General features: G+C 63.5%; 19 protein-coding genes. 8 read left to right on the top strand and 11 right to left on the bottom strand.

Translation table 11 applies throughout. The features are described 5' to 3' along the window. Positions 1 to 82: 82 nt before the first annotated feature. From H3V53_RS04740 to pqqE, 7 genes are all read left to right on the top strand, one after another. Entirely contained in the window at positions 83 to 2161 is a 2079-nt protein-coding gene (locus H3V53_RS04740) for a carbon starvation CstA family protein (RefSeq protein ID WP_336596954.1), read from the top strand. A 12-nt stretch (positions 2162 to 2173) separates the two neighbouring features. Next, on the top strand, positions 2174 to 2380 hold the full coding sequence (locus H3V53_RS04745; RefSeq protein WP_054923083.1) for a CstA-like transporter-associated (seleno)protein: 207 nt from the start codon (positions 2174 to 2176) through the stop codon (positions 2378 to 2380). Positions 2381 to 2777: 397 nt separating this feature from the next. Next, a complete protein-coding gene (pqqA, locus tag H3V53_RS04750) occupies positions 2778 to 2852 on the top strand; it encodes a pyrroloquinoline quinone precursor peptide PqqA (protein ID WP_082426903.1) in 75 nt (24 codons plus the stop codon). A 232-nt stretch (positions 2853 to 3084) separates the two neighbouring features. Next, the gene (gene pqqB, locus H3V53_RS04755) at positions 3085 to 4005 is read left to right on the top strand and encodes a pyrroloquinoline quinone biosynthesis protein PqqB (protein ID WP_336597075.1); all 921 of its coding nucleotides are present in this window, start codon (positions 3085 to 3087) and stop codon (positions 4003 to 4005) included. Between the two features lie 42 nt (positions 4006 to 4047). Beyond that, the gene (pqqC, locus tag H3V53_RS04760) at positions 4048 to 4755 is read left to right on the top strand and encodes a pyrroloquinoline-quinone synthase PqqC (protein ID WP_336596955.1); all 708 of its coding nucleotides are present in this window, start codon (positions 4048 to 4050) and stop codon (positions 4753 to 4755) included. Next, entirely contained in the window at positions 4752 to 5045 is a 294-nt protein-coding gene (gene pqqD, locus H3V53_RS04765; RefSeq protein WP_336596956.1) for a pyrroloquinoline quinone biosynthesis peptide chaperone PqqD, read from the top strand. Before pqqC ends, pqqD begins: the two co-directional genes overlap by 4 nt. A 4-nt stretch (positions 5046 to 5049) precedes the next feature. Further along, positions 5050 to 6264, top strand: coding sequence for a pyrroloquinoline quinone biosynthesis protein PqqE (pqqE, locus tag H3V53_RS04770; protein WP_336596957.1), 1215 nt, complete (start codon positions 5050 to 5052; stop codon positions 6262 to 6264). Positions 6265 to 6283: 19 nt separating this feature from the next. Here pqqE and H3V53_RS04775 read toward each other — a convergent pair whose 3' ends face one another. The 6 genes from H3V53_RS04775 to H3V53_RS04800 all read right to left on the bottom strand — a co-directional run bounded on the left by H3V53_RS04775 (position 6284) and on the right by H3V53_RS04800 (position 14894). Further along, entirely contained in the window at positions 6284 to 6469 is a 186-nt protein-coding gene (locus H3V53_RS04775; protein WP_054923079.1) for a hypothetical protein, read from the bottom strand. A 140-nt stretch (positions 6470 to 6609) separates the two neighbouring features. After that, on the bottom strand, positions 6610 to 8070 hold the full coding sequence (locus H3V53_RS04780; protein WP_336596958.1) for a heavy metal sensor histidine kinase: 1461 nt from the start codon (positions 8068 to 8070) through the stop codon (positions 6610 to 6612). After that, positions 8067 to 8753 carry a heavy metal response regulator transcription factor gene (locus tag H3V53_RS04785; protein ID WP_054923077.1) on the bottom strand — a complete coding sequence of 229 codons (687 nt, stop codon included), beginning with the start codon at positions 8751 to 8753 and terminating at the stop codon, positions 8067 to 8069. Before H3V53_RS04785 ends, H3V53_RS04780 begins: the two co-directional genes overlap by 4 nt. A gap of 138 nt (positions 8754 to 8891) precedes the next feature. Then, a complete protein-coding gene (locus tag H3V53_RS04790; protein ID WP_336597076.1) occupies positions 8892 to 10403 on the bottom strand; it encodes an efflux transporter outer membrane subunit in 1512 nt (503 codons plus the stop codon). Positions 10404 to 10405: 2 nt separating this feature from the next. Further along, on the bottom strand, positions 10406 to 11650 hold the full coding sequence (locus tag H3V53_RS04795) for an efflux RND transporter periplasmic adaptor subunit (RefSeq protein WP_336596959.1): 1245 nt from the start codon (positions 11648 to 11650) through the stop codon (positions 10406 to 10408). Beyond that, positions 11643 to 14894, bottom strand: a complete 3252-nt coding sequence (locus tag H3V53_RS04800; protein WP_336596960.1) for an efflux RND transporter permease subunit — start codon at positions 14892 to 14894, stop codon at positions 11643 to 11645. The genes H3V53_RS04795 and H3V53_RS04800 overlap by 8 nt, the downstream gene beginning before the upstream one ends. A gap of 266 nt (positions 14895 to 15160) precedes the next feature. On the opposite strand from H3V53_RS04800, the gene H3V53_RS04805 reads away from it, so the two are divergent. Further along, complete coding sequence (locus tag H3V53_RS04805; protein ID WP_336596961.1) at positions 15161 to 15769, top strand: CDP-alcohol phosphatidyltransferase family protein; 609 nt, start codon at positions 15161 to 15163, stop codon at positions 15767 to 15769. A gap of 35 nt (positions 15770 to 15804) precedes the next feature. Here the strand turns inward: H3V53_RS04805 and H3V53_RS04810 are convergent, their stop codons facing one another. From H3V53_RS04810 to H3V53_RS04830, 5 genes are all read right to left on the bottom strand, one after another. Further along, complete coding sequence (locus H3V53_RS04810) at positions 15805 to 16089, bottom strand: hypothetical protein (protein ID WP_336596962.1); 285 nt, start codon at positions 16087 to 16089, stop codon at positions 15805 to 15807. Positions 16090 to 16283: 194 nt separating this feature from the next. Further along, a complete protein-coding gene (locus H3V53_RS04815) occupies positions 16284 to 17315 on the bottom strand; it encodes a histone deacetylase family protein (protein WP_336596963.1) in 1032 nt (343 codons plus the stop codon). 58 nt (positions 17316 to 17373) lie between these two features. Then, positions 17374 to 18696 (bottom strand): TIGR00366 family protein, encoded by a 1323-nt coding sequence (locus H3V53_RS04820; protein ID WP_336596964.1) that lies wholly within the window; start codon positions 18694 to 18696, stop codon positions 17374 to 17376. Between the two features lie 200 nt (positions 18697 to 18896). Then, the gene (locus tag H3V53_RS04825; protein WP_054923071.1) at positions 18897 to 19376 is read right to left on the bottom strand and encodes a DUF1348 family protein; all 480 of its coding nucleotides are present in this window, start codon (positions 19374 to 19376) and stop codon (positions 18897 to 18899) included. A 139-nt stretch (positions 19377 to 19515) separates the two neighbouring features. Next, on the bottom strand, positions 19516 to 20679 hold the full coding sequence (locus H3V53_RS04830) for a GGDEF domain-containing protein (RefSeq protein WP_336596965.1): 1164 nt from the start codon (positions 20677 to 20679) through the stop codon (positions 19516 to 19518). Positions 20680 to 20917: the final 238 nt, after the last annotated feature.

The following is a 20917-nucleotide window of genomic DNA, read 5'->3' on the forward strand; positions in this document are numbered from 1 at the left end:
CGGCGTGCTCCCAAAGCGCTGCAAAGGGTCTCGCCAGCGGGCGCTGACGGGCTTTCGTATAAAACTACATTGGAGACTCCCCATGAACCGGGCATCCAGTTTTCTCGTCTGGACGGCGGTCGCGCTATTGGGCGCGTTCGCGTTCGGCACCATCGCGCTTGCGCACGGCGAAAAGGTCAGCGCCCTCTGGGTCGTGATTGCAGCCGTCTGCGTCTATCTGATCGCTTACCGCTTCTACAGCCGCTTCATCGCGAATCATGTGCTGCAGCTCGACGGCCAGCGCATGACGCCCGCCATGCGGCACAACGACGGCCTCGACTACGTGCCGACCAACAAGTACGTGCTGTTCGGCCATCACTTCGCGGCGATTGCGGGCGCCGGCCCGCTCGTCGGCCCGGTGCTGGCGGCGCAGATGGGGTACGTGCCCGGCATGCTGTGGATTCTCGCGGGTGTCGTGTTCGCGGGCGCCGTGCAGGACTTCATCGTGCTGTTCATCTCGACGCGCCGCGATGGTCGCTCGCTCGGCGATCTCGTCAAGATGGAACTCGGCACCGTGCCCGGCGTGATCGCGCTGTTCGGCGCGTTCCTCATCATGGTGATCATTCTCGCGGTGCTCGCGCTGATCGTCGTGAAGGCGCTGACGAATTCGCCGTGGGGCACGTTCACCGTCGCCGCGACCATTCCGATCGCGCTCTTCATGGGCGTCTACACGCGCTTCATCCGCCCCGGTCGCATCGGCGAAGTGTCGATCATCGGCTTCGTGCTGCTGATGGCGTCGATCGTGTTCGGCCAGCAGGTCCATGATTCGCCCGCGCTCGCCGCCTGGTTCACCTTCAGCGGCACGCAGCTCACGTGGATTCTGATCGGCTACGGCTTCATCGCGTCGGTGCTGCCCGTGTGGCTGCTGCTCGCGCCGCGCGATTATCTGTCGACGTTCCTGAAGATCGGCACGATTCTCGGCCTGGCGATCGGCATTCTCGTCGTCGCGCCGGAACTGAAGATGCCCGCGCTGACGAAGTTCGTCGACGGCACGGGCCCGGTGTGGTCGGGCAACCTGTTCCCGTTCCTGTTCATCACGATCGCGTGCGGCGCCGTCTCGGGTTTCCACGCGCTGATCTCGTCGGGCACGACGCCGAAGCTGCTCGACAACGAAAAGAACGCGCGTTTCATCGGCTATGGCGCGATGCTGATGGAGTCGTTCGTCGCGATCATGGCGCTGGTCGCCGCTGCCGTGATCGAGCCGGGCATCTACTTCGCGATGAACGCGCCCGCCGCCGTACTCGGCGCCGCGCCCGACGCCGTGGCGCAGACCGTCTCGCAGTGGGGCTTCGTGCTGACGCCGGACATGCTGACGCAAACCGCCAAGGCTGTCGGCGAAACGACCATCGTTGCGCGTGCCGGCGGCGCGCCGACGCTCGCGGTCGGCATGGCGCAGATCCTCCATCAGGTCATCGGAGGTCAGGCGATGATGGCGTTCTGGTATCACTTCGCGATCCTGTTCGAAGCGCTCTTCATCCTGACGGCCGTCGATGCAGGCACGCGCGCCGGCCGCTTCATGCTGCAAGATCTGCTCGGCACGTTCCACCCTGCACTCAAACGCACGGAATCGCTGCCCGCGAACCTGATCGCGACGGCACTGTGCGTCGCCGCATGGGGCTACTTCCTCTATCAGGGCGTGGTCGATCCGCTTGGCGGCATCAATACGCTGTGGCCGCTCTTCGGCATCTCGAACCAGATGCTCGCGGGCATTGCGCTGGTGCTCGGCACGGTCGTGCTGTTCAAGATGAAGCGCGAGCGCTTCGCATGGGTGACGCTCGTGCCGACGGCCTGGCTGCTGATCTGCACGATGACGGCAGGCTGGCAGAAGATTTTCGACGCGAATCCGAAGGTCGGCTTCCTCGCGCACGCCGCGAAGCTCGGCGCCGCTGCCGACGCAGGCAAGATCGTCGCGCCGGCGAAATCGATCGAACAGATGCATCGGATCATGTTCAACGACTACGTCGATGCGGCGCTGGCGGGCCTCTTCATGTTCGTCGTCGTCAGCGTGGTCGTGTATGGCGTGCTGGCCGTGCTGCGCGCGCGCCGCGCCGAGCGTCCGACCGTGCGCGAAACGCCGTTCGAAATGCTGCCCGCAGGCCAGCGCGCCAGCGGCACGCACTGAGCGGAGCGCGCGATGTTCTCGACACTGCGTGACGACGTGCGCAACGCGGGGCGCTATCTCGGGCAGGCGATGCGTCTGATGGTCGGCTTGCCCGACTACGAGACCTACGTCGCGCACATGCGCGAGACGCACCCCGACGGCGCCGTGATGAGCTACGAGGAATTTTTCCGCGAGCGCCAGTCCGCGCGATACGGCGGCGGCGCAGGAAAGTGCTGCTGAGCCTTGCTCGCTGATCTGAAAAACGGGCTTGCCCTGCCGGTTCATCCGGTTTGGCAAGCCCGTTTTGTTTTTGCGTCGCGGTTGCGCGCATTGCACGGACCGACGCTTTTGCCCGGATTCGCCCCCTTGGGCGGCCGGGCGTCGCGTGCATCGAATGAAAAATGCGTCCACAATGGGCAATCGGCTCGTGCGACCCATCTGGCTGCCGTTGCGCTGCTGTAAGGCGCGTAAGCTGGAACGGAACCGGTCTTCGACATTTTCTTCCCGTTTGGCTGGCAGCTGGTACGACAGTTGCGACAGCAACATGGGCCGACGCGATGGGCGTGCCGCACGAAGGCGCCCGTTGCGATGGAACCGCCGTTTTTACCGCACTTTTCATCGCGAAAGGAGGACGACTATGCAGTGGACCACCCCTGGCTACACGGATATGCGTTTCGGCTTCGAAGTCACGATGTATATCGCCACGCGTTAGCCTGGCAGGGGCCGTTTCGTGCAACGCGCAGCGGCCCCATCTGTTTCCTGCGATGCGGTTTGCGCGTTCCCGTTTGCAAGATTCGCGCGGCGCCGCGCCGCACTCCTGGTTCGCCTCGCCACCGTCGGCACTCGCGCCTCATCCACGAAACACATCCCGACGGCGTCCCGCGATGGCGCTTCACACCGGCAAGCGCGGCCTGATCGACGGGCCTTTTCGGAGCGTTTGGATGATGAAGGTGAAGGTGCTCGGCTCCTCGGCGGGCGGTGGTTTTCCACAGTGGAACTGCAACTGCCGCAATTGCGACGGCGTGCGCCACGGCATGATCGCGGCGCAACCGCGCACACAGTCGTCGATTGCCGTGAGCGTCGACGGCGTGGCGTGGCTGCTCGTGAACGCGTCGCCCGACATCCTCGCGCAGATCGCCGCCAGCCCCGAATTGCAGCCGGCGCGTCGCGCGCGCGATACGGGCATCGCGGCCGTGTTGCTGATGGACGCGCAGATCGATCACGTCACGGGCCTGCTGATGTTGCGCGAAAACAGCGCGCCGCTGCAATTGCACGCGACGGACGCCGTATGGCAAGACCTGTCGACAGGCTTTCCCATCGCTTCCATCCTGTCGCATTACTGCGGAATCGAGCGGCACACGATTCCCATCGACGCCGGCCCGTTCGAGATTGCCGCGCTGCCGGGCGCGCGCATCGAAGCGCTGCCGCTATCGAGCAAGGCGCCGCCCTACTCGCCGCATCGCGCGGCGCCGCAGCGCGGCGACAACATCGGCCTGTTGCTGACGGCGCCGCGATCGGGCAAGCGCGTGTTCTACGCGCCCGGACTCGGCACGCTCGAGCCGCACATTCGCGACGCGATGCGCAGCGCCGATTTGCTGCTCGTCGACGGCACGCTGTGGACCGGCGATGAAATGATCGAACTCGGCTTGTCAAAAAAGACGGCCGCCGATATGGGCCATCTCGCGCAAACGGGACCAGGCGGCATGATCGACGTGCTCGATTCGCTCGACCGGCCGAACGCGCGCAAGGTGCTCATCCATATCAACAACACGAATCCCATCCTGATCGACGACGGGCCGCAAAGGCAGCTGCTTGCACAGCATGGCATCGAAGTGGCGCACGACGGGATGCTGTTCGAACTGTAAGCCGCACAACGCGCCACAACATCACGCGAGGAGATGCGATCGATGAATTTGAAAGGCGACATCGGCCCGGCCTGGACACGCGAAGCATTTGAGGCGCAATTGCGCGCGAAGGGTCAGGCGTACCACATTCATCATCCGTTCAACGTGAAGATGAACAGCGGCGGATGCTCGCGCGAGCAGATTCGCGGCTGGGTTGCAAACCGCTTCTACTACCAGATCAACATACCGCTTAAGGATGCAGCCGTCCTGTCGAACTGTCCTGACCGCGAAACGCGCCGCCGCTGGGTGCTGCGCGTTCTCGATCACGACGGCTATGGCGACGACGAAGGCGGCATCGAAACGTGGGCGCGGCTCGGCGATGCCGTGGGGCTGTCGCGCGACGAGTTGTGGTCGCTCGAACACGTGGTGCCCGGCGTGCGCTTTGCTGTCGACGCCTATGTGAATTTCGCGCGGCGCGCGCCGTGGCAGGAGGCCGTGTGTTCGTCGCTGACGGAGATTTTCGCGCCGCAGATCCACAAGGACCGTCTCTCGACGTGGCCAGCGCACTATCCGTGGATCAAGCCCGAAGGTCTGACGTATTTCCGTTCGCGCATTTCGCTCGCGCAACGCGACGTCGAACATGGGCTCGCCGTGACGCTCGATCATTTCCGCACGCGCGAGCAGCAGGAGCGCGCGCTGGAGATCCTGCAATTCAAGCTCGACATTCTCTGGACGATGCTCGACGCGATCGAAAAGGCCTTTCCCGCATGAACACGCCGACGACCGACCCCACCGCGCAACGCGGCGAACAGCACGGGCTGAAACTGAGCAGCCTGTTTCGCCTGCAATGGGAGCCCGCGCAGGATGCGCACGTGCTGCTCTATCCCGAAGGCATGGTGAAGCTGAATCAGAGCGCCGCGCAGATCCTGTTGCGCTGCGACGGCACGCGCGATCTGCCTGCGCTCGTCGCTGAACTGGAGGAAGCGTTCAACGCGAAAGGCATTGCGCCGGAAGTGGAAGCCTTCGTCGAGCACGCGCGCCTGCGCGGCTGGCTGGAGTGACGACATGAGCGACAGCGCGCTGGCGGATCGGAAAAATGCGCCGCAACATGCGCCGGCTGCGAGCGGTGTCGGTCCGCCGCTGTGGCTGCTGGCGGAACTCACGTATCGCTGCCCGCTGCATTGCGCGTTCTGCTACAACCCGGTCGACTACACCGGACACCGCGACGAATTGAGCACCGCGCAATGGCTCGACGTGTTGCAGCAGGCGCGCAAGCTCGGCGCCGCGCAACTCGGCTTTTCCGGCGGCGAGCCGCTGATGCGCGACGATCTCGACACGCTCGTCGCCGAAGCGCGCGGACTGGGTTTCTACACGAACCTGATCACATCGGGAATCGGCTTGACGGATGCGCGTCTCGACACGCTCAAGGCCAACGGGCTCGATCACATCCAGCTGTCGTTTCAGGATTCGACGCAGGAACTCAACGACTTTCTGAGCAGCACCCGCACATTCGATCTGAAGAATCGCGTCGCGCGCGCCATCAAGGCGCATGGCTTTCCGATGGTGCTCAACTGCGTGCTGCATCGCTACAACCTGCCGCACGTCGACAAGATCATCGACATGGCGCTCGCGATGGGCGCTGAGTATCTGGAGCTTGCGAACACGCAATACTACGGCTGGGCGCACGCGAACCGCGCGCAGCTGATGCCGACGGCCGAACAGTTGCGCGAGGCGGAAGCCGTGGTGGAGCGCTACCGGGAAGAAATCGGCAATCGCTGCAAGATCTTTTTTGTCGTGCCCGATTACTTCGAAACGCGGCCCAAGCGCTGCATGAACGGCTGGGGCTCGGTGTTTCTCGGCGTCGCGCCCGATGGCGCCGCGCTCCCCTGTCACGCGGCGCGCTCGCTGCCGGGCCTCGCGTTTCCGAACGTGAAGGACACGCCGCTCGCGCAGATCTGGTACGACAGCGATGCGTTCAACCGCTTTCGAGGCTTCGACTGGATGAAGGAGCCTTGCCGAAGCTGTGATGAAAAGACCCGGGATCTCGGCGGCTGCCGCTGCCAGGCCTATCTGCTGACGCTCGACCCCGCCAACGCCGACCCGGTGTGCGACAAGTCGCCCGAACACGAGAAGGTCGTGCGTGTGGTGCGCGAGGCGGCGCAGCGTCCGGCGACGCTCGCGCCCGGCGAACAGCCGGTGCTGTTTCGCAACGACGCGAACTCGCGGCGACTATCGGACCACCCGGCGAACGGCACCGCGCCAGCCAACACCGTTCGCTGATACGCCGCCGCAGCCGCGCTCAGGTCTGCGCCGCCGAACTCGCCGCGCGTTGCGCTGCTTCCGCGGCGAGTGCCTTGCCCACCTCATCGGCGAAGCGCTGCAACGAAGAAAGCGGCCCGCAGACGCTGTGATACATCTGACTGCCGATCTGCGCATCCAGCAACACCTGCATGCCCGATTTCTTCGCCATTTCAATCAGATCCACATCCGTCTCCTTGCCCGTTGCGCATGAGGTGGCGCATTGCCCGCGACCACACCAGCGTATCCGGTCAATTCGACCGTCATTCCCCTGAACAGAAGCCAACACGCCGACCAATTTACCGGTTTCGACAGCACGCTCATCTTTCAGGGCGATTTCAGCGGCGCCGCCGCTATCGGCCGCGACGCCACCTGGGCTTCTTTCGCAGCGGGATCGACGGACGCCGTGCGCGTCCTGTCGATGCTTCTGATCGAAAACCCGAACGTATTCACGCCGTCGCTGCTGCGCGCGAACACCACGCCGCCGTGCATTTCCGCGACCGCCTTGACGATCGCCAAGCCTAGCCCGTGGTTCTCGCGGCTGTTCGTGCGCGACAGTTCCGCGCGATAGAAGCGGTCGAACACGTGATCGAGCACGTCGGGCGAAATCGGCTCGCCGGGATTGGCGATGGCGACCCACACGCGGCTTGCCTCGCGCGAAATCGTCACGTTGATCGTCGCGCCCGGCGTGCAATGATGAATCGCGTTGATCAGCAGGTTCGCGCACGCGCGGCCGAACAGTGACCGGTTCACGCCCGCGACGGCATCGCCGTGCAGCTTGGCCTGCACCTGCGCTTCTTCCATCGGCATTTCGAGGAACTCGACGGTGCGCGCGATTTCCGTCGCCAGCGATACCTCGACCAGTTCCGTAGCCCGCTCGCCCTGATCGGCGCGCGCGAGAAACAGCATGTCGTTGATGATGCCGCGCATACGCTCGAACTCCTCCAGGTTCGATTGCAGCGTGCGGCGCAAGTCGTCGACGGAGCGGTTGCGTGTCAACGCCACCTGCGTCTGACCGATCAGTATCGTGACGGGCGTGCGCAACTCGTGCGCGACGTCGGCGTTGAACGATTCGAGGCGGCAATAGGCCTGATCGAGCCGCTCCAGTGCGCCATTGAACGAATGCGCGAGATCGTTCAGCTCGTATGGCAGTTCCGTGGTACGCAGCCGTTGCGAGCGGTTGTCGGCGCTGACTTCCGATGCGTCGGTCGTGAGTCGGCGCAAGGGCGCGAGCCCGATGCGCGTGACCCAGTAACTGAGCAGCGACGCGCCGAACGCGCCGAGCGCCGACAGCGCCGCGAGCGCCAGGCCGAATTCGCGCAGCGCCTGATCGGCAGGCGCGTAGCTGGTCGCGACCTGCAACTGCACTTGCGGACGCTCTCCGTTCGGCGCAAGCGCCAGCGTGCGCGTCAGCATGTCGTGCCCGCTGTCGCTGTGCGCGATGCGCGCGTAGCCGCCGTTCCACTGCTGCGCGACGGTGCCCGTGACAGGATGACCGTAATTGAAAAGCGGCGTGGTGCTCGAAATCGAATAGACGCTGGAGCCGTCGTGCGGCGTCATGTCGGCGAGCTTCTCTTGCGCCATGCGCCACTTGTCGCGGTTGATCGCGTGGTACACGATGATGCGCGCCACTTCCGTCCGGCTATCGAGTGAATCGCGCAGACGCTGTTCCAGTTGCGAGCGCAACACGAGAAAAAGCCCCGTGTCGACGAGCGTGAAGACCGATAGCGCAACGAGCGCGAACATCAGCGCGAGGCGCCGCGCAATGGAACGGTTCGAGCGAATCATGATGCCTCTGCTTCCTCGCGTACTTCGAGGACATAACCCATGCCGCGCATCGTGTGCAGCAACTTGGTCGGAAACGGCCCGTCGAGCTTCGCGCGCAGCCGCTTGATGGCCGTTTCGACCACGTTCGTGTGGCTGTCGAAGTTCACGTCCCACACCAGCTCCGTGATCATCGCTTTCGACAAGATATCCCCCTGCCGGCGCGCGAGCACGCTGAGCAGCTGGAACTCCTTCGCGGTCAGATCGAGCCGCACGCCGCCGCGTGTCGCGCGCCGGCCGATCAGATCGACATACAGATCGCCGACGGCGATCAGCGTCGATTCCTGCACGCGCGTGCGTCGCGCGAGCGCATGCAGGCGCTCGACCAGTTCGAGAAACGAGAAGGGTTTGGTCAGGTAGTCGTCGGCGCCTTCGCGCAGGCCGCGCACGCGATCGTTCACGTGATCGCGCGCGGTGAGCATGATGACGGGCGTGGACTTGCGCATGCGCAGCGCCTTCAGCACGCTGATCCCGTCGCGCTTGGGCAGCATCACGTCGAGCACGATGATGTCGTAGTCGAACTCCGACGCGAGATGCAGCCCTTCCTCGCCGTCGAGCGCAACGTCGACCACCCAGCCCTGCTCCGTCAGCCCACGGCGCAGATAATCGACGACCTTGAATTCATCCTCCACGATGAGCAGCTTCATGGGCGCTCCTCTGTATTGTCTTCTTCATTATAAGTAGGCTTTTCAAACGCGTTCAGCCCGACCTTTTTGCGTTCCCTGCATTCGCGCTTGTGACGCTTTCCTGCATGACATACCGCCTTCGACACAGGCCCACGCGTGTCATTCCGGCGCGCGCGGCGCACGCCCGCCAGAAGACTTCGCATCGTTCGATGCATCCTTCATCGCGTCCTCCGCCTTCTGCGCGGCCGCGTCCTGCACATCCCATCCGCCGCCCAGCGCCTTCACGAGCGCCACCGATGTCGTCATCTGCTGCCCGTGAATCTGCACGTCCTGACGCTCGCTCGTCAGCAGCGACTGTTGCGCGGTGATCACGTCGAGGTACGCGACGAGGCCGCCCGAATAACGGTCGTTGGCAAGCGAAAGAAGACGCTGCGCGTCGGCGACGGCGTCGTGCGACTGCGCCGATGCGCGATCGAGCACGGACAGCCCCGTGATGCCGTCCTGCACCTGCTGGAACGCGCTCAGCACGGATTGCCGGTAATTCGCCTGTGCGGCCTGATAGCCGGCGTTGGCGAAGTCCACGTTCGCCGCGCGCCGCCCGCCGTCGAACACGACCTGGCTCAATGCGGCGCCGAGCGACCACATCAGGCTCGGCGCGCTGATCAGGCTCGCGAAGTCCGTGGCCTGCCAGCCGATGCCGGGCGTGAGCGTCAGGCTCGGGAAAAACGCGGCCTTCGCGACGCCGATCTGCGCGTTCGCCGCCGCCATCGCGCGTTCCGCCGATGCAATGTCGGGCCGGCGCTGCATCAGGTCGCTCGGCAACCCGAGTGGAATCGGCGGCACCTGATATTCGACCACTTTCGGCTCGATCGAAAATTGCGGCGCGGGCACCGCGACGAGCGCCGCGATCGCATGGGCGAACTGCTCGCGCTGCGTGACGAGCAGTTGCGCCTGCACGCGCGTCTGATCGAGCAGCGACTTTTGCTGCAGTACGTCGAGCCCGGACACGGAGCCGAGATCGTGCTCTGTCGTCACGTAATCGAGCGCTTTTTGCTGCAATTGCACCGAGCGGTTCAGCACGTCGATTTCGGCATCGAGTTCGCGCAGCGAGAAGTAGTCGGTGGCGAGATCGGTGGTGAGCACGAGCCGCGCGTTCGCGAGATCGTCGCGCGACTGCTCCGCCGACGCCCGCGCGCCTTCCACCTGGCGCCGGATGCTGCCGAACAGATCGACGTCGTAGTTGATGGTCGGGCCGATCTGCAGATCGTTTTGCACCGTCGACTGATTTTGTATTGCGTAGTTCGTCAACGGCCGGTTCGCCGAAATGCGCTGGCGCGACGCCAGCGCCGACAGATCGACCTCGGGAACGAGTTGCGCGCGCGTGTTCGCGAGCGTCGCGCGGGCCTGCGCATAATGCGCGCTGGCAGCGGCGAGTGTCTGGTTCTGTTCGAGCGCCTGGGTCTCGAGGCCGTCGAGCGTCGCGTCGCCGAATGCCCGCCACCACTGCGGATCGAGCGGCGCATGCGACGGCTGCGCGAGGCGCCAGTACGAATCGGTTTGCCACGTGGGCGGCGCATCCGTCAACGGCGCCTTGTAGTCGGGGCCGACGGCGCACCCGCAAAGCGTGGCCGCCATCGCCAGCGTGCCGAGCCGCGCGGCCTGGATGAGCATGTTCACGACGCTGCCTTGCTCCTGGCGGGGGTTTGCGGTTGCGACTGCCGATCCGCGATCTCGACATGATCGCCATCCGCAATCGAATCGCTCGGGTTGATGATGATGCGATCGTTCGGCTCGATGCCGCTCTCGATTTCGAGTGTCTGGCCGAGATCCTGCGCGATCTGCACCGTGCGCAGATGGACCACGCCTTCGTTATCGACGACGGCCAGGCGCGGTCCTTCCGCGCGGAACAGCAGCGCATTGCCCGGCACCGACAGTTGCGCGCGCGCCCCCGAAGGCAGCGCGACCTGCACGTAGGCGCCTGGCCGCAGCTTGCCGTCGGGATTGGACAGCGTCACTTCGACTTGCAGCGAACGCGTCGGCACATCGATCGCGCCGGAAATGTTGGTGATGCGTCCTTTGAACTGCTGCCCCGGCAATTCCGCCTGCGTGACGACGACGTCCTCGCCGACCTTGATGTTCTGCGCGTAGGCCTGCGGCAGTTGCACGAACACGCGCAGCGGGTCCGACTGCGCGAGCGCGAAGAGCGCGCGGCTCGTGCCGCTGCCCGCGTCGATCAGATCGCCGACGTCCACATTGCGCTGCGTGACCACGCCCGAGAATGGCGCGACGATCCGCTTGAACCCTTCGAGTTGCCGCAGGCGCTTCACGTTGGCCTCGGCGGCGGCCAGATTCGCAACGTCCTGGTTGTAGGTGCTCTGCCGTTCGTCGAGTTCCTGCTGCGAAACGGCATCGCGCTGGCGCAGTTGCTGCCAGCGCTCATAGGAGCTTTTCGCGAGCCCAAGGCTCGACTGCATCTGGTCGCGCTGCGCGACGGCCTGCGCGAGTTCCTGATCGATCTCCGGCGTATCGAGCACAGCAAGCAGTTGCCCTGCCTGCACGCGCGCGCCGATATCGGCATACCAGTGCAGCAGATAGCCCGTCGCGCGCGCATAGATCGGCGACTCGACGTAACCGCGCAGCGTGCCCGGCAGCACGGTCATGCCGGACGCGCCGTCCGTGGCCGTCGGCGTCACGACATCGACGTATTGCCTCGCGTTTTGCTGCGTCATCTGCGCGATGGAGCGGTTCTGCACGATGTTCGCGATCACCGTGCGCAGCGCGCCGATCGCGAGCAGCACCAGCACGATCAGCACGGCGATCTTTGCGCGCCGCCATTCGCGATGACGCGGCGGGAGCGCGTGTCCGTCCTGGGTTTCCCGCGCGGGAATCGCTAGCGAAGAATGCGTCTTTTCAGTCATCTGGATCGTCCGTGTTCGGGCTGGGTCCGCGCGCGTCATCGCGGTCGTCGTGTCGTCCATGCGTGCCGCCTTCGTGGTGTCCTGGTTCGCGTGGGTCGCGTCGTGTCTTTCGATGCTCGAGCCGGCTATGAATGCCTGCGAATAGCAGCGGCACGAAGAACAGCGTCGACACCGTTGCGAACAGCAGGCCGCCGATCACCGCGCGGCCGAGCGGCGCGTTCTGTTCCGCGCCTTCGCCCAGGCCCAGCGCCATCGGGATCATGCCGATGATCATCGCGAACGCCGTCATCAGCACGGGCCTGATCCGGCTTGCGCCGGCTTCGAGCGCGGCCGTCAGCGGCGGCGCGCCCGCCGTCAGGCGCTGCCGCGCGAATGCGACCATCAGAATGCTGTTCGCCGTCGCCACGCCCATCGTCATGATCGCGCCCGTCAAGGCGGGCACGCTCAGGTGCGTGCCCGTGAGGAACAGCATCCACACGATGCCCGCGAGCGCCGCCGGCAACGCGCTGATGATGATGAGGGGATCGATCCACGACTGGAAATTGACGACGATCAGCAGATACACGAGCACGATCGCCATGGCGACGCCGATGCCGAGGCCAAAGTACGACGTGCGCATCGTCTGTACCTGGCCGCGTATGGCGATGGAGCTGCCGCGTGGCAGCGCGGCGCGCGCCTGATCGACGAGCTTCTCGACCTGCCGGTCGACGCTGCCCAGATCGCGCCCTTCGACGCTCACGAACACATCGATCACAGGGCGGATGTTGTAGTGCGTGACCATCGCGAACTGGCTCTGCGGCGAAACCTGCACGAGGTTGCCGAGCAGTTGCGTCGGCCCCGTCGATGTCGCCGAAACGGGTGTGCGCAACAGCTGGTCGATGGACGAGATCTGATACTGCGGCGTCTGCACGGCGAGGTTGTACTCGACGCCATTGGCCGAATTGAACCAGAAACCCGGCGACGTCTGCGTGCTGCCCGACAGTGAGATCAGCACGTTCTGCGCGACGTTGTTCGCGTTCAGGTTCAATTGCTGCAGGCGCGTGCGGTCCATCTGCAGATTGATCACAGGCTCGTCGAGTTTCTGCTGGATGTGCGTGTCGACAGCGCCCGGGATCATGCGAATCTGCTTCGTCAGCTTTCTCGCGATGTCCAGATTGCCCTCCTGGTTCGCACCGACGATCTGCACATCGATGGCCGCGGGCAAACCGAAGTTGAGAATCTGCGTGACGATGTCGGCGGGCTGAAAGAAGAACTCGGTGCCGGGAAAGCGCTGCGGCAGCAGCGCGCGCAGGCGCTGGATATAGCCGAGGCTCGGCTTGTGATCTTCGTTGAGCGCGAGCAGGATTTCGCCGTCGAGCGTGCCGATGGTGCCCGCGTTGCTGTACGACAGATTGATGCCGCTATACGGCAGGCCGAGATTGTCGAGCACCGTGCCCAGTTCGTGCGGCGGAATGACGTCGCGCACCACCTTTTCGACCTGATCGGCAAGCCGCGCCGTTTCTTCGATGCGCGTGCCCGTGGGCGCGCGCATGTGCAGGCGTATCTGACCCGCGTCGACGCGCGGGAAAAAGTCCTCGCCGAGCACGAACGCCAATCCCAACGACACGACGCAAAAGCCTAAGAACAGCGTGCCGAACAGCCGCCGCCGCACAAGCAGACTGGAGAGCACCATGATGTACGCCGCGCGCATCGTTTCGAAGCTGCGATCGAAGCGTTGATACAGACGCATGAACAGGTTCGGACGTGCATGCGGATCGGCCTTGTGCGCATGGCCCATCAGCAGCATCGCGAGCGTCGGCACCAGCGTTCTCGACAGCACATACGACGCGAGCATCGCGAACACCACGGCTTCCGCGAGCGGCACGAACAGATAGCGCGCGACGCCCGTCAGAAAGAACATCGGCACGAACACAATACAGATGCAAAGTGTTGACACGAGCGCGGGAACCGCGATTTCGCCCGCACCGTCGAGAATCGCATCGTGCAGATTCGTGCCCATGTGCAGATGCCGCTCGATGTTCTCGATGGTGACGGTGGCGTCGTCGACGAGAATACCGACAGCCAGCGCAAGGCCGCCCAGCGTCATGATGTTGATCGTCTGCCCGAGCGCGTGCAACGCGATCAGCGAAGTCAGAATGGAAAGCGGAATGGAAATGGCGATGATGCAGGTACTGCGCCAGTTGCCGAGAAACAGCAGAATCATCGCGGCCGTCAGCGCCGCCGCAATCAGCGCTTCACGCACCACGCCCTGGATCGCGGCCTTCACGAACACCGATTGATCGAAGAGCGGCGTGACCTTCAGGTCGGATGGCAACGAAGCCTGCGCGTTCGGCAATAGCGCATGCAGCGCATTGACGATCGACAGCGTGGACGCGCTGCCCGTCTTCAGAATCGAAATCAGCACGCCGCGCCGGCCGTTTTCGCGCACCACATTGGTCTGCGGCGAGAAACCGTCGCGCACGTGCGCGACTTCGCGCAGATACGTCGTCGCGCCGTTCACCGTGCGCACGGGAATGTCGTTCAGGCCCGCGACGGTCCTCGGCGAACCGTTCATGTTGACTGTGTATTCCTTCGGTCCGATCTTCGCGGTGCCCGTCGGCAGGATCAGGTTCTGCGCATTGACTGCGTTGACGACGTCGAGGGGCGTGAGTCCTTTGGCAAGCAGCGCACGCGTGTCGAGATCGACGGAAATGATGCGGCTCTTGCCGCCATACGGATACGGCACGGCCGCGCCGGGAATGGTCACGAGCTGCGGCCGCAGAAAGTTGAGCGCCGTGTCGTTCAGATCCTGCTCCGACAGACGCGGGCTCGACAGGCCGAGCTGGATCACGGGGATGCTCGACGCCGAATAACTGATCACGAGCGGCGGCGTCGCGCCAGGCGGCATCTGTTTCAGTTGCGCCTGCTCGACGGCCACGGTCTGCGCGATGGCCGTCTGGATGTTCGCGTTCGGCTGCAGGAACAGCTTGATGACGGAAATGCCCGCCAGCGATTGCGATTCGATGTGCTCGATGTCGTTGACGGTCGTCGTCAGGCTGCGCTCGTTGACGGACGTGATGCGGTTGGCCACGTCCTGGGCAGACAGGCCCGTATAGTTCCAGATGATGCTGACGACGGGAATGTCGATTTCGGGCAGCACGTCCACGGGTGTCGAGAACAGCACAAATGGCGTCGCCAGCACGATCAGGATGGCCATCACGATGAACGTGTACGGCCTCTTTAATGCAAGATTGACGATCCACATGACTGGTGTTGGTTTCCGTAAGATGCGCGCGCGAAGCTGTGGAGCGTGTCGCCGGGCGGCGGCGTTCGCGTCTTGCTGCGCCGCCGCAGCAATCAACTCGTTATGCTAGTTTGGTAGCGCCAACGGATCGATGACGCGAAAATGGCAGGATTGCCATGTTTGGAAAAGGTGTGAAAGACTAGCCTGCGTGTGCCGCGGCAGCGGGAGAAGGCACACGCCTTGCAGAACGCAAGCATCGTTGCTCACCGCTCGACAAAAAGGCCAACATGAAGCGATTCTCGATGATCCGCGAGTTCCATCTCGCCGACTGGTTCACACTCGGTAATGCGGTTGCAGGCACTGGCGCGCTGTTTTCGGTGATGACTTACCTTGTCAGTGAAGACGTCGTGCACATCTATTTCGCCGGCGCACTCGTGTTCGCGGCGCTGGTGTTCGACGTACTGGACGGAAGAATTGCGCGCTGGCGCCAGAAGGCGTCGCTGCTTGGCAAGGAACTGGATTCGCTCGCCGACGTGATCTCGTTCGGCGTCGCGCCCGCGATCATCGGCTATGGCTGCGGCATGCGCGGATTATTCGACCGCGTGCTGCTCGCGTATTTCGTGGCGTGCGGCGTGTCGCGTCTCGCGCGCTATAACGTGACGACGGAAGCGATGTCGGGCGGTACGGGGAAAGTGACGCACTTCGAAGGCACGCCTATTCCGACATCGTTTGCCATCGTTCTGCTGTTGACCGTCGCGGCGTGGCAGGGGGCTCTCGGTCCGCAATTATGGTTCGGCGAATGGCGAATAGCGGGTCATGTACTGCATCCGTTGACGCTGATCTTCGGCATTTCCGGATCGCTGATGATCAGCCGTATCCGCATTCCAAAGCCGTGAACGTCAGCAAGGCACTTGCGGATCAGATTTGCGGATCAATTGCCTTTATAGATCGTGTGATCGAGCGTCGACAGCTGGCCGTCGCGCTCCGACTGGATCAGTTGCTGACGCACGTCCTGACGCGAGAGGGGATCGTTACGCGTGCCCTGCGCAGCGCTGCCCCAATTGACACCGCCCTGACCCGTATCGGCCGATGCATTGGCCGATTGTGCCTGCGTCTGATCCATCGGCTGGCTGTCGGCGGGCGTGCTTTGAGCATAAGCGCTCGACGTGGCTGCTACGCCTGCCGTTACCATGAGACTGAGAAGAAGTTGCTTCATTTCGAGGCTCCTTGAACGCGAGAGACTGTGCAGCAAGCAAGGCCGTCTGCGGCGCTCGCACCGCCTGTGACGCCTGATTTCAGTCTACGCTTACAGAGTGGCGCAACGCTGGCAAAAGTATGACGAAGCTGCCAGATTCGCGTAATGCGCCTGGAATGATGTCGCCGCGCGATCTTCCCATCTTCGTCGCGTAATCAGATACGCGCTTCGAATCCGAGCAGCACGTTGACCGCGTTGACGCCGATTTCATCGACCATATAGCCCCCTTCCATCACGAACAGCGTGGGCACGCCAAAGCCCGCGAGCGTTTGGCCGATGCGCAAATAGTCCGGCGTGCGCAGGCGGAAATGGCTGATGGGATCGCCCTCGAATGTATCGACGCCCATTGACACGACGAGCGCATCGGGCGCATGACGTGCGATGGCTTCGCCCGCATGCCTGAGCGCGGAATCGTACTGATCGAGTTGCGTGCCCTTCGGCAAAGGCATGTTCAGATTGAAGCCTTCGCCTGCGCCGATGCCACGCTCGTCGGCGAAGCCCGAAAAGTACGGATACGACACGCCTGGGTCGCCGTGTATCGAGACGAACAGCACGTCCGAGCGATCGTAGAAAATGTCCTGCGTGCCATTGCCGTGATGAAAATCGATATCGAGAACCGCGACCCGCCTGGCGCCCTGCTCGATGCAGCGCTGCGCGGCAATGGCGGCGTTGTTCAGATAGCAATAGCCGCCCATGTACTCGCGGCCGGCGTGATGCCCTGGCGGACGGCACAACGCGAAGGCCGCGCGTTGTCCGCGAGCCAATGCATCGATTCCCGTCAGCGCCGAATTCGCGCTCGCGCAGACGGCTTGCCATGTGCCTGCGTTGATGGGCGAGCCGGCATCCATTGAAAAGAAACCGAGCTTGCCGTCGATGAATTGCGGCATTGCCGTGCTGGGCAGCCCGCGCACGGGCCACACTAGCGGCAGCGCCTGACAGCTGCGCCCCGTTGCCGTCCAGTCGTCCCATGCGCGCGCGAGGAACGCCACGTAGCGCTCGCTATGCGCGCCGACATAGCGTGACGCGTCATACGCATCGGGACTGACGACGTCGCCGAGGCGCACCGTCTCGACCTGCTTGAGCACGGTTTCGGCGCGGGCGGGTTTTTCGAATGAAGCGGAGATCGCGCCGTCCTTGAGTTCGACGCCGTGATGCAGGCGATGATCGCTGCTATAGATGGTCAGCATGGCGGTAAGGGCCGTTGAACACGACCCACAGTCTACCGGCCGATTGCGCTGACTGTCGTCAGAACAGGTAAAGCCCCGCCACGAAGATCAGGCCCGAGAACAATAGCGCCGTCACGCAATAGCCCATGATGTCGCGCACGCCCAGCCCTGCAATGGCCAACGCGGGTAGCGCCCAGAACGGTTGCGCCATGTTGGTCCACGCTTCGCCGTATGCAATGGCCATCGCCGATTTGCCCAAGTCCGCGCCGATCGCCTTGGCAGCGGGCATCACGAACGGACCTTGCACGACCCAGTGGCCGCCGCCGCTCGGCACCGCGAAGTTGATCACGGCCGAACTCAGGAACGTCAGCAGCGGGAACGTGTGGACGTTCGCAATTTCGATGAACCAGTTCGTGATGACGCCCGCGAGACCCGAATGATCCATCGTGGCCTGAATGCCCGCATAGAACGGAAACTGGATCATGATGCCCGCTGTGCCGCGCGCCGCGTTCGCGATTGCACGCGCATAAGCCATCGGCGTCTTGTGCAGCAGAATGCCCGCGGCGAGAAAAACGATATTGACCGTGTCGATATCGAGGCTGAAGCCCTTTTTCATGAAGCGAATGACCAGGTAGGCGGCAATCAGCAGCGCGACCAGGATCGACAGAATGCGGCTTTCTTCGATACGTTCTGCGGCCGTCGACTGCGCCGTGAGCTTGCGCTCCATCACGGGCTCGTCGGCGAGCAATGCGGGATCGACGGACACGACCTCGTCGGCGCGCGGCATCATCGCGCGAACCAGCAGCGGCAGCGCGACGATCAACGCAGCCGTGATGAACAGGTTGTAGCCAGTAAAGAGCGTCTGCGAAACGGGGATCAGGCCGATCACCTTTTCCATCGGGTTGCCCTTGGTTGCCGCTACGAGCGGCACCGAGCCCGACAGGCCGCCATGCCACGTCAGAAAGCCCATATACGCAGCCGCCACGAGCAGACGGTAATCGACGCCGCGCACGCGCCGCGCCACTTCGCGCGCGAACATTGCGCCGAGCACGAGACCGAAGCCCCAGTTGATCGCGCACGCCATGCCGCTCACCAGCGCGACGAGCATCGTGCCGTGCGCCGGCGTCTTCGCCATGCCGCCCAGCGCGGACAGCACGTTCTTCACGGGCCCCGATGTGGCGAGCGCATGACCCGTGACGAGGATCATCGCCATTTGCATCGTGAATGCGAGCAGGTTCCAGAAGCCGCTGCCCCAGATGAACACGAGTTCGTCGGGCGATTTGGGCGTCAGGCCCAATGACAACGCAAAAGTGATCGCGGTGAGAAGCAACGCGAAAATCAGCGGATCAGGCAGAAAGCGATGAACCACCTGCGTAAAGAATCGGGCAATACCTTGAATCACGGCGTCTCCTGCATTTATTCGGCACTCGTTCGTTGATGCGCGCGAGATTCTGCCACAGGTGTCCACAAAGGGTCGGCGAACTGCACAACGGATGTCCGGACACGCGCTGGAAGCGTTTTCATGCAGGAGACGTCGCTCATAACCGATGTCGGATCATGCGGTTATGAGCGCGTTGAAAGGAATGACAGGTCCGTGCAAGTTCAAAGGCCCAGTTCGCTCAACCCGGGATGATCGTCGGGCCGGCGACCGAGCGGCCAATGGAACTTGCGTTCGCTTTCGTTGATCGGCAGGTCGTTGATGCTGGCATGACGATGATGCATCAGCCCGTCCGGGCCGAACTCCCAGTTCTCGTTGCCATATGAGCGGAACCAGTTACCGGCGTCGTCGCGCCATTCGTAGGCGAAACGCACCGCAATGCGATTGTCCGTGAAAGCCCACATCTCCTTGATGAGGCGATAGTCGAATTCCTTGCGCCATTTTCGTTCGAGAAATGCGCGTGCTTCATCGCGGCCTTGCACGAACTCCGCTCGGTTTCGCCACCAGGTATCGACGGAATACACGAGCGCGACTTTTGCGGCGTCGCGCGTATTCCAACCGTCCTCCGCTTGCCGCACTTTCGCAATGGCCGTTTCACGCGTAAACGGCGGCAGCGGCGGACGAACTTCTGAATTGCCGGACATCGATTTCTCCTTCACCGGAAATGGTGTCCGCCATTATTCGCAAAGTCGCTGGGTGCTCGCGTTGTGAAGCGCCCGGTCCTTTCAGATATGCATGCAGTCGCGATGTCGAGACGGACGTGCGGCCGCCTTGCGGGCCCGTCTACAGCAGAATGACGTTGTCGCTGAGCTGGACCCGATTGCGGCCGCCGCGCTTCGCGCCGTACAGCGCTTCGTCGGCGTCTCGCGCCAGCTGCTCGATCGTCGCGTCGCTCGACGCCATGCATGCGACGCCGATACTGCATGTGTAGCGAGGCAATGCCGCATCGTCCTTCTGCGCGACGCCGTGGCGGATGCGCTCGGCATGCTCGCGGGCCTCGTCGGGTGCGACGCGCGGCAGCAGCACGGCGAATTCCTCGCCGCCCCAGCGGGCAAGATGATGCGAACCGGGCAACATCCCGGCGACACGCTTCGCGAAGTCGATCAAAACGCGATCGCCCGTTGCGTGCCCGTAGGTGTCGTTCACCTGCTTGAAGTGGTCGAGATCGATCAGCAATAGCGACAATAGCCCGCCCGCGCGCATCGCCTTCTCGCGCTCCTGCTGGTATGCGCCCAGAAACGCGCGGCGATTCAGCAGTCCCGTCAGCGGGTCCATGAACGACTGCTGTTCGAGTTGATTGCGCAGCCGGTCCATTGCGACGAACAGCAAGCCGACCGTCACCGTCAGCGACATCAATGCGCCTGTCGTCAGATAGAGCCGTTGAATCAGATCCGCGGAGAACAATCCGGCGCTCGCGCTGTCCACGGTCAGCGTGGTCAGGCCGCGAGTCGCCGTGACGACCGCTTGCACGAGCAGCATCGATCCGACGAACAGCGCCGAATGGCTGCCTCTGCCAAAGCGCAACATCGTGATGCCGTTGCCGCCGTACGTCAGCGTCAATATCGCGGACATGCACAGCGTGCGCCCCGCCACGGTGGGCTGCACCCACGTCATCCAGCTCATCGCGATGGCGCCCGTCAGGACGAGCAGCGCGATGAAGCGTCGCGACGGACGCTGCCCGAAAAACAACTGGCTGCCGACGAGCCACAGCCCTGTGCCCAAAATGATGCCGACGTTGGCAACCACGATGGAAAGCCAGTCGGCGATTCCCCCGCGCAGCGCAAGCAGAATCGCCGATACCGACACGGTCAGCGCGCCCGCCGCCCAATGCGCGACGCCGCGGATATTGGCAGGAAAACCGCGCCCTAATGAAAACATCACGAGCGCCATCAAACCTGGCATGACTGACGACATCAGAATGACGGTGCGAAGATCGAAGGCTGGCATACGGCTCCGGAGGCAGGCTCGCGACATGAGCAAGAGCACATCGCTTCGACGTTGCCCGCTTGCCCATTTGATCTGCGCTTGCAGATCAGCCTCGCAATATACCGTACAGCAGGCGCTTCCCGATTCAATCGTCTCCAATGCGTTCTGGCGATGCGATGTCCGACAAGCGGTTGCGCACGGATGAGTCGGGCACCGTGTGCACTCGCCAGCAAGCCGTTGAAAACGCACTGTTATTCCC

Origin of the sequence: Paraburkholderia bengalensis (assembly GCF_037126505.1) — a bacterium.
GTDB classification, from domain to species: Bacteria; Pseudomonadota; Gammaproteobacteria; order Burkholderiales; family Burkholderiaceae; genus Paraburkholderia; species Paraburkholderia bengalensis.

Bases quoted from the DNA above. Each gene is read 5' to 3' on its own strand.
- H3V53_RS04795 (WP_336596959.1), bottom strand. From the start codon at position 11,650: ATGACTGAAAAGACGCATTCTTCGCTAGCGATTCCCGCGCGGGAAACC.
- H3V53_RS04740 (WP_336596954.1), top strand. From the start codon at position 83: ATGAACCGGGCATCCAGTTTTCTCGTCTGGACGGCGGTCGCGCTATTG.
- H3V53_RS04785 (WP_054923077.1), bottom strand. From the start codon at position 8,753: ATGAAGCTGCTCATCGTGGAGGATGAATTCAAGGTCGTCGATTATCTG.
- pqqE (WP_336596957.1), top strand. From the start codon at position 5,050: ATGAGCGACAGCGCGCTGGCGGATCGGAAAAATGCGCCGCAACATGCG.
- H3V53_RS04790 (WP_336597076.1), bottom strand. From the start codon at position 10,403: ATGCTCATCCAGGCCGCGCGGCTCGGCACGCTGGCGATGGCGGCCACG.
- pqqD (WP_336596956.1), top strand. From the start codon at position 4,752: ATGAACACGCCGACGACCGACCCCACCGCGCAACGCGGCGAACAGCAC.
- H3V53_RS04810 (WP_336596962.1), bottom strand. From the start codon at position 16,089: ATGAAGCAACTTCTTCTCAGTCTCATGGTAACGGCAGGCGTAGCAGCC.
- H3V53_RS04805 (WP_336596961.1), top strand. From the start codon at position 15,161: ATGAAGCGATTCTCGATGATCCGCGAGTTCCATCTCGCCGACTGGTTC.
- H3V53_RS04830 (WP_336596965.1), bottom strand. From the start codon at position 20,679: ATGCCAGCCTTCGATCTTCGCACCGTCATTCTGATGTCGTCAGTCATG.
- pqqC (WP_336596955.1), top strand. From the start codon at position 4,048: ATGAATTTGAAAGGCGACATCGGCCCGGCCTGGACACGCGAAGCATTT.
- H3V53_RS04745 (WP_054923083.1), top strand. From the start codon at position 2,174: ATGTTCTCGACACTGCGTGACGACGTGCGCAACGCGGGGCGCTATCTC.
- pqqB (WP_336597075.1), top strand. From the start codon at position 3,085: ATGAAGGTGAAGGTGCTCGGCTCCTCGGCGGGCGGTGGTTTTCCACAG.
- H3V53_RS04800 (WP_336596960.1), bottom strand. From the start codon at position 14,894: ATGTGGATCGTCAATCTTGCATTAAAGAGGCCGTACACGTTCATCGTG.
- H3V53_RS04825 (WP_054923071.1), bottom strand. From the start codon at position 19,376: ATGTCCGGCAATTCAGAAGTTCGTCCGCCGCTGCCGCCGTTTACGCGT.
- H3V53_RS04780 (WP_336596958.1), bottom strand. From the start codon at position 8,070: ATGATTCGCTCGAACCGTTCCATTGCGCGGCGCCTCGCGCTGATGTTC.
- H3V53_RS04815 (WP_336596963.1), bottom strand. From the start codon at position 17,315: ATGCTGACCATCTATAGCAGCGATCATCGCCTGCATCACGGCGTCGAA.